The sequence below is a fragment of the Kluyvera sp. 142486 genome (genome assembly GCF_046569695.1).
Lineage (GTDB): Bacteria > Pseudomonadota > Gammaproteobacteria > Enterobacterales > Enterobacteriaceae > Kluyvera.
In genome coordinates this window covers 1-13808 of record NZ_JBKHUI010000003.1, presented here as the reverse complement: position 1 = coordinate 13808, position 13808 = coordinate 1, and the positions used below count along the sequence as shown (strand labels likewise).

Here is a 13808-nt window from a genome sequence, read left to right as displayed (position 1 = left end):
ATGGCAAAGGCACCAGTTCGTGCACGTAAGCGTGTAAGAAAACAAGTCTCTGATGGCGTGGCTCATATCCATGCTTCTTTTAACAACACCATCGTAACTATTACCGATCGTCAGGGTAATGCGCTGGGTTGGGCAACAGCCGGTGGTTCCGGTTTCCGTGGTTCGCGTAAATCCACTCCGTTTGCAGCTCAGGTTGCAGCAGAGCGTTGCGCTGACGCCGTTAAAGAATACGGCATCAAGAATCTGGAAGTTATGGTTAAAGGTCCGGGTCCAGGCCGCGAATCTACTATTCGTGCTCTGAACGCCGCTGGTTTCCGCATCACTAATATTACTGATGTGACTCCGATCCCTCATAACGGTTGTCGTCCGCCGAAGAAACGTCGCGTATAACGCTTCGTTTTCCAGGTTTGTTGGAGAAAGAAAATGGCAAGATATTTGGGTCCTAAGCTCAAGCTGAGCCGTCGTGAGGGCACCGACTTATTCCTTAAGTCTGGCGTTCGCGCGATCGATACCAAGTGTAAAATTGAACAAGCTCCTGGCCAGCACGGTGCGCGTAAACCGCGTCTGTCTGACTATGGTGTGCAGTTGCGTGAAAAGCAAAAAGTTCGTCGTACCTACGGCGTGCTGGAGCGTCAGTTCCGTAACTATTACAAAGAAGCAGCACGTCTGAAAGGCAACACCGGTGAAAACCTGTTGGCTCTGCTGGAAGGTCGTCTGGACAACGTAGTATACCGTATGGGCTTTGGCGCCACTCGTGCAGAAGCACGTCAGCTGGTTAGCCATAAAGCAGTCATGGTAAACGGTCGTGTTGTTAACATCGCTTCTTATCAGGTTAAAGCGAATGACGTTGTTAGCATCCGTGAGAAAGCGAAAAAGCAATCTCGCGTTAAAGCCGCTCTGGAGCTGGCTGAACAGCGTGAAAAGCCAACCTGGCTGGAAGTTGATGCTGGCAAGATGGAAGGCACGTTCAAGCGTCAGCCTGAGCGTTCTGATCTGTCTGCGGACATTAACGAACACCTGATCGTCGAGCTTTACTCCAAGTAAAGCTTAGTACCAAAGAGAGGACACAATGCAGGGTTCTGTGACAGAGTTTCTAAAACCGCGCCTGGTAGATATCGAGCAAGTGAGTTCGACGCACGCCAAGGTGACCCTTGAGCCTTTAGAGCGTGGCTTTGGCCATACTCTGGGTAACGCACTGCGCCGTATTCTGCTCTCATCGATGCCGGGTTGCGCGGTGACCGAGGTTGAGATTGATGGTGTACTTCATGAGTACAGCACCAAAGAAGGCGTTCAGGAAGATATCCTTGAAATCCTGCTCAACCTGAAAGGGCTGGCGGTGAGAGTTCAGGGTAAAGATGAAGTTATTCTTACCTTGAATAAATCTGGCATTGGCCCTGTGACCGCAGCCGATATCACCCATGATGGTGATGTCGAAATCGTCAAGCCGCAGCACGTGATCTGCCACCTGACCGATGAGAACGCAGCTATCAGCATGCGTATCAAAGTTCAGCGCGGTCGCGGTTATGTGCCGGCTTCTGCCCGAATTCATTCGGAAGAAGATGAGCGCCCGATCGGCCGTCTGTTGGTCGACGCATGCTACAGCCCTGTAGAGCGTATTGCCTACAATGTTGAAGCAGCGCGTGTAGAACAGCGTACCGACCTGGACAAGCTGGTCATCGAAATGGAAACCAACGGCACAATCGATCCTGAAGAGGCGATTCGTCGTGCGGCAACCATCCTGGCAGAACAACTGGAAGCTTTCGTTGACTTACGTGATGTACGTCAACCGGAAGTGAAAGAAGAGAAACCAGAATTCGATCCGATCCTGCTGCGCCCTGTTGACGATCTGGAATTGACTGTCCGCTCTGCTAACTGCCTCAAGGCAGAAGCTATCCACTATATCGGTGATCTGGTACAGCGTACCGAGGTTGAGCTTCTTAAGACGCCTAACCTGGGTAAAAAATCTCTTACCGAGATTAAAGACGTGCTGGCCTCACGTGGTCTTTCTCTGGGCATGCGCCTGGAAAATTGGCCGCCGGCAAGCATTGCTGACGAGTAACCGGATCACAGGTTAAGGTTTTACTGAGAAGGATAAGGTCATGCGCCATCGTAAGAGTGGTCGTCAACTGAACCGCAACAGCAGCCATCGCCAGGCTATGTTCCGCAACATGGCAGGTTCACTGGTTCGTCATGAAATCATCAAGACGACCCTGCCTAAAGCGAAAGAACTGCGTCGCGTAGTTGAGCCGCTGATTACTCTTGCCAAGACTGATAGCGTTGCTAATCGTCGTCTGGCATTCGCCCGTACTCGTGATAACGAGATCGTGGCAAAACTGTTTAACGAACTGGGCCCGCGTTTCGCGAGCCGTACCGGTGGTTACACTCGTATTCTGAAGTGTGGCTTCCGTGCAGGCGACAACGCGCCGATGGCTTACATCGAGCTGGTTGATCGTTCAGAATCGAAAGCAGAAGCAGCTGCAGAGTAATCTGTAGTAAAGTAAAAAAACCCGCCTCGGCGGGTTTTTTTATATCCCCGTCCCCCCCACCCTTCTACAATAGTCGTATCTTTTCTGTTCATTTCTCCGGAGTAGGCGCATGTGGTTACTGGATCAATGGGCCGAACGCCATATTACCGACGCGCAGCGTAAAGGTGAGTTTGATAACCTGCCTGGTCAGGGTGAACCACTGGTGCTAGATGATGATTCAGCCGTACCCGAAGAGTTGCGTTCTGGCTATCGATTGCTGAAGAATGCAGGGTGTTTGCCTCCAGAACTTGAGCAGCGTAAGCAGGCCGTTGAATTAGCCGATTTGCTGAAAGGTATTCGTCGGGAAGACGCGCGCTATCAGGAACTAAGTCGCCGGCTGGCGCTGATGGAACTGAAGTTGCAGCAAGCAGGATTAAGCACTGATTTTCTGCGCGGTGACTATGCCGATAAGCTGATGAGTAAAATTAACGAGGAGTAGCTATGTACCGCATTGGCGAACTGTCAAAACTTGCCGGCGTGACGCCGGATACCGTGCGCTATTATGAAAAACAGCAGATGATGAATCATGATATTCGCACTGAAGGCGGCTTTCGCCTTTATACTGCAGACGATCTTCAACGACTGAAGTTTATTCGCTATGCCCGACAACTGGGGTTCACTCTTGAGTCGATCCGCGAATTGCTATCGATCCGCGTGGATCCAGCTCATCACACCTGTCAGGAGTCAAAAGGGATCGTGCAGGCTCGTTTGAGCGAAGTAGAATCACGAATTGAAGAATTGCAGGCGATGCAGCGGGCGCTGAAACAACTTAATGATGCTTGCTGTGGGACTGCGCATAGCAGCCAACACTGTTCTATCCTTGGGATCCTGGAAGAGGGTGCGGGTGCATCATAAAATGCGAGTTGAGTGTTTGCATAATTAGATCTACACTCGCCGCGTAATAAACAGACAATCAGGAGATGTTATGAGCCGCTATCAACATACGAAGGGGCAGATTAAAGACAATGCCATTGAAGCCCTATTACATGATCCGCTGTTTCGTCAGCGCGTAGAGAAAAATAAGAAAGGCAAAGGCAGTTATCTACGGAAAGAAAAACACTGTAAAGGATACGGGCGGGAGGCCAGTGGCAAGCAAGCGATGTGCTTTTTTACCACTGGCTTTCTGCTTTCTGCGGCCTGATTAAGAACGGTTGTTCTGTTCTTTCAGCAGGTCACGAATTTCAGACAGCAGCACTTCTTCTTTGGTTGGTGCAGGAGCGGCGGCTGGCTCTTCTTTCTTACGGTTAAGCTTGTTGATAAGTTTTATCGCCATAAAGATGGCGAAGGCAACAATCACAAAATCGAAGATGTTCTGAATGAATACGCCATAATGCATGACGACTGCCGGTACATCACCTTGCGCGTCGCGCAGTGTTACCGCGAACTGTTTGAAATCAATACCACCAATTAGCAGTCCCAGCGGCGGCATGATGATGTCCGCAACTAAAGACGATACAATCTTGCCAAACGCTGCACCAATAATGACACCCACTGCCAAATCGACAACATTTCCTCGCATCGCGAATTCGCGAAACTCTTTAATAATGCTCATTTTATTCTCCCTTGTGCTAGCTGACGTTTATAAGTTTAACAAATGTTTATCTATTTTCCATTGGTGATAATAAATATGGCAGTATTAATTAACCCATAAATAATAGCGGGTTAATAAAAAAGGCGCCCTATTGAGCGCCTTTGGGAAATTAAAGGAAGAAGGGACTTGGCTGGAACAGGCGTTCCACGTCCGAAATATATTTTTTATCGGTCAGGAACATAATCACGTGGTCGCCTTGCTCAATGCGTAAATTGTCATTAGCAATCATCACGTCATTTCCGCGTACCACCGCACCAATAATAGTACCCGGCGGCAGTTTAATTTCATCGATGACGCGGCCCACTACTCGTGAAGTACTTTCATCACCGTGCGCGACTGCCTCAATGGCTTCGGCAACACCACGGCGCAGAGATGAGACGCCCACGATATCCGCTTTACGCACGTGGCTCAACAGCGCGGAGATCGTTGCCTGCTGCGGGGAGATCGCAATATCGATAACGCTACCCTGCACCAGATCAACGTAGGCTTTGCGCTGAATGAGCACCATTACTTTCTTGGCGCCCATTCGCTTGGCCAGCATCGCTGACATGATATTGGCTTCGTCATCGTTGGTGACGGCTATAAACAGATCAACTTGATCGATATGTTCTTCCGCCAACAGTTCTTGATCCGATGCATCGCCAAAGAAGACGATCGTATTCTGCAGCTTTTCAGCAAGCTCTGCCGCACGCTGTTGATTACGTTCAATCAACTTCACGCTGTAATCTTTTTCCAACTGACGCGCCAGGCCTGCACCGATGTTCCCGCCCCCGACCAGCATAATGCGCTTGTACGGCTTCTCCAGACGTTGGAGCTCGCTCATTACCGCTCGAATATGCTGCGATGCGGCAATAAAGAAGACTTCATCCCCAGCCTCAACGATAGTTGAGCCCTGCGGACGAATAGGTCGATCGTGACGGAAAATGGCGGCTACTCGGGTATCGATATGCGGCATATGTTCGCGCATAGTCGAAAGCGCATTACCCACCAAAGGCCCGCCGTAGTAGGCTTTAACGACTGCAAGACTCACCTTACCTTCGGCAAAGTTCACCACCTGCAACGCCCCCGGGTACTCAATCAGGCGGTAGATGTTGTCGATAACCAGTTGCTCTGGCGCAATTAGGTGATCGATAGGTACGGCATCGCTGTGGAACAGTTTGTCCGCATCGCGTACGTAGTCCGGGGAACGGATACGGGCGATACGGTTTGGCGTGTTGAACAGTGAGTAGGCGACCTGGCAGGCAACCATGTTGGTTTCATCCGAACTGGTCACCGCGACGAGCATATCGGCATCATCGGCGCCCGCTTCGCGCAGTACCCGGGGATGAGAGGCGTGACCCTGGACAACGCGCAGGTCGAATTTGTCCTGCAGGCTGCGCAGACGCTCGCCGTTGGTATCGACAATTGTGATGTCGTTATTTTCCCCAACCAGGTTTTCCGCCAGTGTGCCGCCAACCTGCCCGGCACCCAGAATGATAATTTTCATCAGTTGCGACCCGTTATCTCATCACTTTTTGATTAGCTTAGCGTAGAAGAAACCATCGCCTTCTTCTGCACCCGGTAAATTCTGTTGTCCCGGACGTTCAGGCGTTCCCGTATCACTGAGCACGGCATCCGGTGTACGCGCCAGGAACGCGGCAATCTGCTGCTGATTCTCTTCTGGCAGGATAGAGCAAGTTGCATAAACTAACGTACCGCCTGGCTTGAGGTGAGCCCAGGTGGCGTTGAGAATTTCAGCCTGCAACTGAGCCAGCTCAGGGATATCGCGGTCGCGGCGCAGCCACTTGATGTCCGGGTGACGACGGATTACCCCGGTGGCGGAGCATGGCGCATCCAGCAGGATGCGATCGAACAGTTTCTCGCCACACCATTGTTCTGGATAGCGGCCATCTCCCTGCTTAACGTTCGCCTTCATGCCAAGACGCTTAAGGTTGTCGTAGACGCGTGACAGGCGCTTTTCATCAACATCAATGGCCAGCACATCAGCCTGCGGTGCGACTTCCAGAATATGCGTGGTTTTACCCCCTGGAGCGCAGCACAGGTCGAGGATCTGCTCACCGTTTTCTGGTTGCAGATAACGCATGCAACCCTGAGCGGACGCATCCTGTACGGTAACCCAACCCTGTTCGAAGCCTGGCAACGCTAATACCGACGCCGGCGTTTCCAGACGCACGGCATCTGGATAATCCGGGTGCGGGAGACCGGTCATGCCTGCTTCCGTCAGTAAGTCTAACCAGGCATCGCGGGTATGGTGGTTACGGTTGATGCGTAGCCACATTGGCGGGCGCTGGTTGTTGGCCTCAAGAATGGCTTCCCACCGCTGCGGATAGGCATTCTTGATACGTTTCACCAGCCAGGACGGGTGCAGAAAACGCAGTTCGCTTTGGGAGAATTCAGATAGTAGCTCTTCCTGACGGCGTTGAAACTGGCGTAATACTCCGTTGATAAGCCCTTTGAGCTGTGGACGCTTGATGACCACGGCGCCTTCAACGGTTTCGGCCAGCGCAGCATGCGGGGGAATACGGGTATGCAGCAGCTGATAGAAGCCCACCATGATCAGGTAGTGAACGGTACGCTGTTTGCCCGTCATCGGGCGCGCCATCAGCTGCTGGATCATCCATTCCAGCTGAGAGAGTGTGCGCAGCACGCCGAAGCACAACTCTTGCAGTAGCGCTTTATCTTTATCGGCCACTTTTTGCTGCAATGTAGGCAGCACGTTACTTAACGACTGGCCCTTTTCGACGACCTGCTCCACGGCCTGCGCCGCCATACTGCGTAAATTAAGATGTTTTTTCATAACCGCAAAAATAAAAATGCCCGGAGACTCCGGGCTTTAAAAGGTATGAACCGTCAAAGCAGACGGTTACCGGGAATGAACCACTCCCGACGTGAATTCAGCAGATCCTGTGCACTCATCGCTTTCTTACCCGCTGGCTGCAGCGAAATAAGGTTGAGGATGCCGTCACCGGTAGCGACCTGAATCCCCTGGCGAGTTGCTTCCAGCACCGTACCTGGTTCAGCGCCAGCAGGTTTATCAATCACCGTTGCCTGCCAGATTTTTACTGGTTGCTCATCAATGACGATGTAGCTCATTGGCCACGGGTTGAAGGCGCGGATGCAGCGCTCAAGTTGTGCTGCGCTGAGCGTCCAGTCAACAAGCGCTTCTTCTTTGCTGAGTTTCTCGGCGTAACTGACCAATGCTTCATCCTGAACTTCAGGCTTAGCATTGCCGGTCGCCAGCAGATGCAGCGTATGCAGTAGCCCCTGTGGGCCCAGTTCGGCCAGTTTCTCGTAGAGACTGGCGCTGGTATCTTCAGCGGTAATAGGACAGGAGAGCTTATGCAGCATATCGCCCGTATCCAGACCGACGTCCATCTGCATGATAGTGACGCCGGTTTCGCTGTCACCCGCCCACAGCGAACGCTGAATCGGTGCGGCACCGCGCCAGCGTGGCAGTAAGGAACCGTGAACGTTGATGCAGCCGAGGCGTGGCATAGCCAGCACGGCTTTCGGCAGGATGAGCCCGTAGGCGACCACGACCATCACATCGGCCTGTAGGTCAGCGACCAGCTTCTGGTTTTCTTCAGGGCGCAGTGAAACCGGCTGAAAGACCGGAATACCTTTCTCTTCTGCCAGCACCTTGACCGGGCTTGGCATCAGTTTCTTACCGCGACCGGCAGGACGGTCTGGCTGGGTAAATACGCCAACGACCTGGTGCTCAGACGACAACAGCGCGTCAAGATGACGCGCTGCAAAGTCAGGGGTACCCGCAAAAATAATACGTAGTGAATCTGACACGTTAATCCTTATCCTTAGGCACGCGCGTTCAGGCGATCCAGTTTCTCAACTTTCTGGCGAATACGTTGCTGTTTTAACGGAGAAAGATAATCGATAAACAGTTTACCGACTAAGTGGTCCATTTCATGCTGAATGCAGATAGCCAGCAGACCATCGGCTTCAAGCTCGAACGGGTTACCGTTACGATCGAGAGCGCGGATTTTCACGCGTTCGGCGCGAGGAACCAGCGCACGCTGTTCAGGAATGGACAGGCAACCTTCTTCAATACCGGTGTCACCGTCTTTTTCCAACAGCTCAGGGTTGATCAGCACCAGTTGGTCGGCGCGATCCTCTGACACATCGATAACGATAATGCGTTGATGAATATCGACCTGCGTTGCGGCCAGGCCAATACCTTCCTCGGCGTACATCGTCTCGAACATATCGTCGACAATTCGCTGAATTTCTTCATTCACTTCTTTTACCGGTGCGGCGACTTTGCGAAGACGCTCGTCCGGGATATGTAATACTTGCAAAACTGCCATAAATATCCAGAGTTCTGTTCAGGAGTAGGAAAGATTATTAGCTCTATTCTAGACAAAACCCCCTCTAATTGACAGCATCAGTGACCAATCGCAAGGATTGCTGATGCCGCATGTGGCAAGGGGGAAAGGATGTCGCCAGAAGATATAGCCTTCCGGCTGGTGAAGGTAAATGATTTGTATGGCGATGAGATGCTGCATGCGCTTTGCACGCTTCGCCGGGAAAGCAATATCACTCGCCAGACGCTCTTTGCGTTAGGCTTTAGCGTTAAGCAGGCCGAACGATTTTTCGCGCTAACGCAGGCCGAGATAGAGGCTAATCAGCGCTGGCTGAACATGCCGGGCAACCACCTCTTACTTGCCGACTCTCCTGACTACCCTGAGCCGCTTCGTGCTATCCGCGATTATCCCGCCGTACTGTGCGTGCGTGGCAATCTCTCATTATTAAACTCCTCGCAGCTTGCGGTTGTCGGTAGTCGCCATCACTCACACTATGGTGAACGGTGGGGGCGATACTTTTGTGAGGCGTTGGCTCGGCACGGAGTGACCATCACCAGCGGTTTGGCCTTGGGCATCGACGGTGTAGCGCATCGTAGCGCCTTGCAGGTGGAGGGAAAAACCATCGCCATTTTGGGCAGCGGCCTGGATCGTATTTACCCTCATCGACACCGATCGCTAGCTGAGCAGATTGTTGAACATGGCGGGGCGCTGATTTCCGAGTTTCCGTTAAGTGCCGCGCCTGCGCCGTATAACTTCCCCCGTCGTAACCGCATCATCAGCGGTCTGAGTCGTGGCGTCCTGGTGGTGGAGGCCGCGCTGCGTAGCGGTTCATTAGTCACGGCACGTTGTGCGCTTGAACAAGGGCGAGAAGTGTTTGCGATTCCTGGCCCTCTCGGAAATCCAGGTATGGAAGGGCCGCACTGGCTTATCAAGCAGGGGGCGATGATGGTGACGGAACCTGAGGATATTCTGGCGCTTTTTCCTGGATTAAACAGACATTTGTCCGAACCGCCCGAAATGACAAATAATTGTGCAGATAAGGAATGTGTAGCATTGCCATTTCCTGAGCTCCTGGCTAACGTAGGAGATGAGGTAACACCTGTTGACGTCGTCGCTGAACGTGCCGGCCAACCTGTGCCAGTGACCGTGGCTCAGCTACTTGAACTGGAGTTAGCAGGGTGGATCGCAGCTGTACCCGGCGGCTATGTCCGATTAAGGAGGGCAGGCCATGTTCGACGTACTAATGTATTTGTTTGAGACCTACATCCATACAGAAACAGACATGCGCGTGGATCAGGACAAACTGACTCGGGATCTTACCGATGCAGGGTTCGAACGTGAAGATATCTTCAACGCGCTTATATGGCTGGAAAAGCTCGCCGACTATCAGGAAGGCCTCGTAGAACCGATGCAACTTGCGTCCGACCCTCTCTCCGTGCGTATTTTTACCGAGGAAGAGAGTCAACGACTGGATGCCAGCTGCCGGGGGTTCCTGTTATTCCTTGAGCAGATTCAGGTGCTGAACCTCGAAACGCGGGAAATGGTGATTGAACGCGTTATGGCGTTGGATACCGCAGAGTTTGAGCTGGAAGAGCTGAAGTGGGTCATTTTAATGGTTCTGTTCAACCTTCCTGGCTGCGAAAACGCTTATCAACAAATGGAAGAATTACTCTTCGAGACGAATGAAGGTATGCTGCATTAATTCATTTTGTGGCATCAAGAGTTGTTATGGCCAAATCTGCACTGTTTTCAGTGTCTAAAAACGAGCCCTGCCCGCAGTGCGGGGCTGAACTGGTTATACGGTCCGGTAAACACGGGCCGTTTCTGGGCTGTTCCCATTATCCGGAATGCGATTACGTTCGTCCCCTGAAAAGCCAGGCGGACGGACATATCGTTAAAATTCTGGAGGGGCAGTCGTGTCCAGAGTGTGGTGCCGTACTGGTGTTGCGCCAGGGGCGCTTTGGCATGTTCATTGGATGCAGCCAGTATCCTGAATGTGAACACACTGAGGTTATTGATAAACCGGATGAAACGGCAATCGTCTGTCCCGCGTGTCAGCAAGGGCACCTGGTGCAGCGCCGTTCTCGCTTTGGTAAAAACTTCCATTCCTGCGATCGCTATCCGGAATGCCAGTTCGTCATTAACTTCACTCCGGTAGCGGGGGAGTGCCCCGAGTGCCATTACCCGCTGCTTATCGAAAAGAAAACGGCGCAGGGCGTAAAACGCTTTTGTGCCAGCAAACAATGTGGAAAGCCGGTACCGGCGAAACAAATCAGTGAATAAAAACCTGCCATCAGAGGCCGTACAGCGTGCGGTTGTCGCTCTGAACAATAAAGAAGTCATCGCTTACCCAACCGAAGCCGTATTTGGCGTTGGTTGCGATCCCGACAGTGAAGAAGCCGTCATGAACCTGCTGGCGCTGAAACAGCGCCCGGTAGAGAAAGGATTAATCCTGATTGCCGCAAGCTTCGAACAGCTTAAACCTTATATTGACGACAGCATGCTGACCGAAGCGCAACGCGCCACCGTGTTCGCACGTTGGCCGGGCCCGGTGACTTTCGTCTTCCCAGCGAAATCAACCACGCCAGGCTGGTTAACCGGTCGTTTTAGTTCGTTGGCCGTTCGTGTTACTGATCACCCAGTAGTGATTGCGCTCTGTGAGGCCTACGGTAAACCGTTGGTTTCTACCAGCGCAAACCTGACCGGTCTGCCGCCATGTCGGACAACTGCCGAAGTGCTTGCGCAGTTTGGTGATGATTTCCCGGTGGTTGATGCGCTGACCGGTGGGCGACTGAATCCATCTGAAATTCTTGATGCCCTGACGGGCGAGCGTTTTCGCCAGGGGTAAATCGTGGAAAGCTACGTAGTTTTTGGTAACCCTATAGCGCACAGCAAGTCGCCATTCATTCACCAGCAGTTTGCCGAGCAGCTGAATATCGCTCATCCCTATGGGCGTATGCTGGCGCCGCTGGACGGCTTTGTCGATACACTAAACGCTTTCTTCCAGCAGGGTGGAAAAGGGGCCAATGTCACTGTGCCCTTTAAAGAAGAGGCGTTTGCCCGTGCGGATGAACTAACGGAACGCGCTGCACTGGCGGGAGCGGTCAACACGCTTAAGCGTCTTGATGACGGGCGAATTCTCGGTGATAACACCGATGGCATTGGTTTGCTGAGCGACCTGGAACGTCTCGGGCTGATTAAGCCTGGCTATCGTGTGTTGCTGATTGGCGCGGGCGGCGCAGCTCGTGGTGTGCTGCTGCCTTTACTCTCTCTGGATTGTAACGTGACGCTGACCAACCGTACGCATACTCGTGCCCAGACATTAGCTGAATTGTTCCGCCATACTGGAAGCGTCAACGCAATCCCAATGTCCGAGCTTTCCGGACATGAATTCGATCTCATCATTAATGCAACCTCCAGTGGTATTGCCGGTGAAACGCCGCCGATCCCCGAGTCGCTGATTAACCATCATGTTTGCTGTTATGACATGTTCTATCAGAAAGGTAATACTGCATTTCTCGCATGGTGTGCCGAGCACGGTGCCAAACGCTATGCTGATGGGCTCGGTATGCTGGTGGGCCAGGCTGCTCATGCGGTACTGTTGTGGCACGGGATTCTGCCGGATGTCGAACCGGTGATTGCATCGCTAAAACGTGAGCTGGGTGTATGAATCAGGCGATCCAGTTCCCCGAACGTGAAGAGTGGCGTGAGGATGTGGAGGCGGTTTGTTTCCCAGCGCTGGTGAATGGCATGCGGTTAACATGTGCGCTCAGGGCTGAGGTTATGGCGCGCCGCTTTGGTGGCGAGACATCTCAGCAGTGGCTCTCGCTGTTTTGCGAAAATCGCTGGGATCTGGAAGAGGAAGCCAGCGATCTTATCCGCGAACAGCAGGAAGATAATCAGGGTTGGGTTTGGCTGCCCTGATCCAGATAGTCGTTTTTCCACTTCACATAGTTATTGGCCGAATAGCGTAACCCTTCCCGTTCGGCCTCTTTCAACGGGCGAATCTGTTTCACCGGACTGCCAAGATAAAGATAACCACTTTCCAGACGCTTATGTTGCGGGACCAGGCTCCCGGCACCAATCATCACATCGTCTTCTACGACGACACCGTCCAGTAATATCGAACCCATACCGACCAGTACGCGATTGCCTATGGTGCAGCCGTGCAGCATAACCTTATGTCCGACCGTCACGTCCTCACCGACGATCAGCGGATTGCCATCCGGGTTTTTCGTCGATTTATGCGTGACGTGAAGAACGCTGCCATCCTGGATATTGCTGCGGGCGCCAATCTGAATGTAGTTCACGTCACCGCGGGCAGCTACCAGTGGCCAGATGCTTACATCATCGGCCAGACGGACGTCGCCAACGATCACGCAGGTGTCGTCGATCATCACGCGATCGCCGATGATGGGGAATAAATCTTTATAGCGGCGTAAAACGGCAGACATGTTTACCTCTTTAAAACGGTGTCATGGTGAGATTTCTTCCCATTATCGGCCCAATTTGGTTGTTTCTCATCTCAAAAATTAAGCAAATTGCACACTTACGACGCAAAAAGCGTGAAAAAGCGACACTTGGAAAAAAAAGTGAGAAAAGGGGTTGTGTGAAAAACAAAGTTCCCTATAATGCGCACCCACTGAGACGGCAAACGTGAATCACTTCACACTAACTAGCCGGTTCGGTTGAAGAGAAAAACCTGAAAATGAGGGTTGACTCTGAAAGAGGAAAGCGTAATATACGCCACCTCGCAACAGTGAGCGAAAGCCGTGTTGCACTGCTCTTTAACAATTTATCAGACAATCTGTGTGGGCACTCGAAGATACGGATTCTTAACGTCGCAAGACGATAAATGAATACCAAGTCTCTGAGTGAACACGTAATTCATTACGAAGTTTAATTCACGAGCATCAAACTTAAATTGAAGAGTTTGATCATGGCTCAGATTGAACGCTGGCGGCAGGCCTAACACATGCAAGTCGAACGGTAGCACAGAGAGCTTGCTCTTGGGTGACGAGTGGCGGACGGGTGAGTAATGTCTGGGAAACTGCCCGATGGAGGGGGATAACTACTGGAAACGGTAGCTAATACCGCATAACGTCGCAAGACCAAAGTGGGGGACCTTCGGGCCTCACACCATCGGATGTGCCCAGATGGGATTAGCTAGTAGGTGAGGTAATGGCTCACCTAGGCGACGATCCCTAGCTGGTCTGAGAGGATGACCAGCCACACTGGAACTGAGACACGGTCCAGACTCCTACGGGAGGCAGCAGTGGGGAATATTGCACAATGGGCGCAAGCCTGATGCAGCCATGCCGCGTGTATGAAGAAGGCCTTCGGGTTGTAAAGTACTTTCAGCGAGGAGGAAGG

Annotated in this window: 19 protein-coding genes and 1 rRNA gene; 14 read left to right on the top strand and 6 right to left on the bottom strand. The window is 52.2% G+C overall.

The features are described 5' to 3' along the window. The 7 genes from rpsK (at window position 1) to ACLGE8_RS04115 (ending at window position 3666) form a co-directional block, all read left to right on the top strand. The gene (gene rpsK / locus ACLGE8_RS04145) at window positions 1-390 is read left to right on the top strand and encodes a 30S ribosomal protein S11 (protein WP_001029758.1); all 390 of its coding nucleotides are present in this window, start codon (window positions 1-3) and stop codon (window positions 388-390) included. A 33-nt stretch (window positions 391-423) separates the two neighbouring features. Beyond that, window positions 424-1044: a 30S ribosomal protein S4 gene (gene rpsD / locus ACLGE8_RS04140; RefSeq protein ID WP_185668950.1), complete on the top strand. Its 621-nt coding sequence runs from the start codon at window positions 424-426 to the stop codon at window positions 1042-1044. A gap of 25 nt (window positions 1045-1069) precedes the next feature. Then, complete coding sequence (locus ACLGE8_RS04135; RefSeq protein WP_002919219.1) at window positions 1070-2059, top strand: DNA-directed RNA polymerase subunit alpha; 990 nt, start codon at window positions 1070-1072, stop codon at window positions 2057-2059. A 40-nt stretch (window positions 2060-2099) separates the two neighbouring features. Beyond that, window positions 2100-2486 carry a 50S ribosomal protein L17 gene (gene rplQ / locus ACLGE8_RS04130; RefSeq protein WP_035894993.1) on the top strand — a complete coding sequence of 129 codons (387 nt, stop codon included), beginning with the start codon at window positions 2100-2102 and terminating at the stop codon, window positions 2484-2486. Between the two features lie 109 nt (window positions 2487-2595). After that, window positions 2596-2964, top strand: a complete 369-nt coding sequence (locus ACLGE8_RS04125; RefSeq protein WP_410996664.1) for a DUF1992 domain-containing protein — start codon at window positions 2596-2598, stop codon at window positions 2962-2964. Between the two features lie 2 nt (window positions 2965-2966). Then, window positions 2967-3380, top strand: coding sequence for a Zn(2+)-responsive transcriptional regulator (gene zntR, locus ACLGE8_RS04120; protein WP_410996662.1), 414 nt, complete (start codon window positions 2967-2969; stop codon window positions 3378-3380). 70 nt (window positions 3381-3450) lie between these two features. Next, on the top strand, window positions 3451-3666 hold the full coding sequence (locus tag ACLGE8_RS04115; protein ID WP_410996660.1) for an alternative ribosome-rescue factor A: 216 nt from the start codon (window positions 3451-3453) through the stop codon (window positions 3664-3666). Here ACLGE8_RS04115 and mscL read toward each other — a convergent pair whose 3' ends face one another. The 5 genes from mscL to def all read right to left on the bottom strand — a co-directional run bounded on the left by mscL (window position 3667) and on the right by def (window position 8438). Next, on the bottom strand, window positions 3667-4077 hold the full coding sequence (gene mscL, locus ACLGE8_RS04110) for a large-conductance mechanosensitive channel protein MscL (RefSeq protein ID WP_185668947.1): 411 nt from the start codon (window positions 4075-4077) through the stop codon (window positions 3667-3669). A 148-nt stretch (window positions 4078-4225) separates the two neighbouring features. Then, entirely contained in the window at window positions 4226-5602 is a 1377-nt protein-coding gene (gene trkA, locus ACLGE8_RS04105; protein WP_395597273.1) for a Trk system potassium transporter TrkA, read from the bottom strand. Window positions 5603-5623: 21 nt separating this feature from the next. Further along, window positions 5624-6913, bottom strand: a complete 1290-nt coding sequence (gene rsmB, locus ACLGE8_RS04100) for a 16S rRNA (cytosine(967)-C(5))-methyltransferase RsmB (protein ID WP_410996658.1) — start codon at window positions 6911-6913, stop codon at window positions 5624-5626. 53 nt (window positions 6914-6966) lie between these two features. Continuing rightward, window positions 6967-7914: a methionyl-tRNA formyltransferase gene (fmt, locus tag ACLGE8_RS04095; protein ID WP_410996656.1), complete on the bottom strand. Its 948-nt coding sequence runs from the start codon at window positions 7912-7914 to the stop codon at window positions 6967-6969. A 14-nt stretch (window positions 7915-7928) separates the two neighbouring features. Then, complete coding sequence (gene def / locus ACLGE8_RS04090) at window positions 7929-8438, bottom strand: peptide deformylase (protein ID WP_410996654.1); 510 nt, start codon at window positions 8436-8438, stop codon at window positions 7929-7931. A gap of 129 nt (window positions 8439-8567) precedes the next feature. On the opposite strand from def, the gene dprA reads away from it, so the two are divergent. The 6 genes from dprA to ACLGE8_RS04060 are packed head-to-tail and all read left to right on the top strand — an operon-like array spanning window position 8568 to window position 12359. Beyond that, on the top strand, window positions 8568-9692 hold the full coding sequence (dprA, locus tag ACLGE8_RS04085; RefSeq protein ID WP_410996652.1) for a DNA-protecting protein DprA: 1125 nt from the start codon (window positions 8568-8570) through the stop codon (window positions 9690-9692). Further along, entirely contained in the window at window positions 9664-10137 is a 474-nt protein-coding gene (gene smg / locus ACLGE8_RS04080) for a DUF494 family protein Smg (RefSeq protein WP_123650834.1), read from the top strand. The genes dprA and smg overlap by 29 nt, the downstream gene beginning before the upstream one ends. Window positions 10138-10163: 26 nt before the next feature. Continuing rightward, window positions 10164-10718 carry a type I DNA topoisomerase gene (locus ACLGE8_RS04075; RefSeq protein WP_185668942.1) on the top strand — a complete coding sequence of 185 codons (555 nt, stop codon included), beginning with the start codon at window positions 10164-10166 and terminating at the stop codon, window positions 10716-10718. Next, window positions 10711-11283, top strand: a complete 573-nt coding sequence (gene tsaC, locus ACLGE8_RS04070) for an L-threonylcarbamoyladenylate synthase type 1 TsaC (protein ID WP_410996649.1) — start codon at window positions 10711-10713, stop codon at window positions 11281-11283. The genes ACLGE8_RS04075 and tsaC overlap by 8 nt, the downstream gene beginning before the upstream one ends. A 3-nt stretch (window positions 11284-11286) precedes the next feature. Further along, window positions 11287-12105 carry a shikimate dehydrogenase gene (aroE, locus tag ACLGE8_RS04065; protein WP_410996647.1) on the top strand — a complete coding sequence of 273 codons (819 nt, stop codon included), beginning with the start codon at window positions 11287-11289 and terminating at the stop codon, window positions 12103-12105. After that, window positions 12102-12359 carry a DUF1488 domain-containing protein gene (locus ACLGE8_RS04060; protein ID WP_410996645.1) on the top strand — a complete coding sequence of 86 codons (258 nt, stop codon included), beginning with the start codon at window positions 12102-12104 and terminating at the stop codon, window positions 12357-12359. Before aroE ends, ACLGE8_RS04060 begins: the two co-directional genes overlap by 4 nt. Here ACLGE8_RS04060 and ACLGE8_RS04055 read toward each other — a convergent pair. Further along, a complete protein-coding gene (locus ACLGE8_RS04055) occupies window positions 12335-12889 on the bottom strand; it encodes a gamma carbonic anhydrase family protein (protein WP_410996643.1) in 555 nt (184 codons plus the stop codon). The genes ACLGE8_RS04060 and ACLGE8_RS04055 overlap by 25 nt on opposite strands. 467 nt (window positions 12890-13356) lie before the next feature. Here ACLGE8_RS04055 and ACLGE8_RS04050 point away from each other — a divergent pair. After that, a 16S ribosomal RNA gene (locus ACLGE8_RS04050) occupies window positions 13357-13808 on the top strand; the annotation flags it as partial.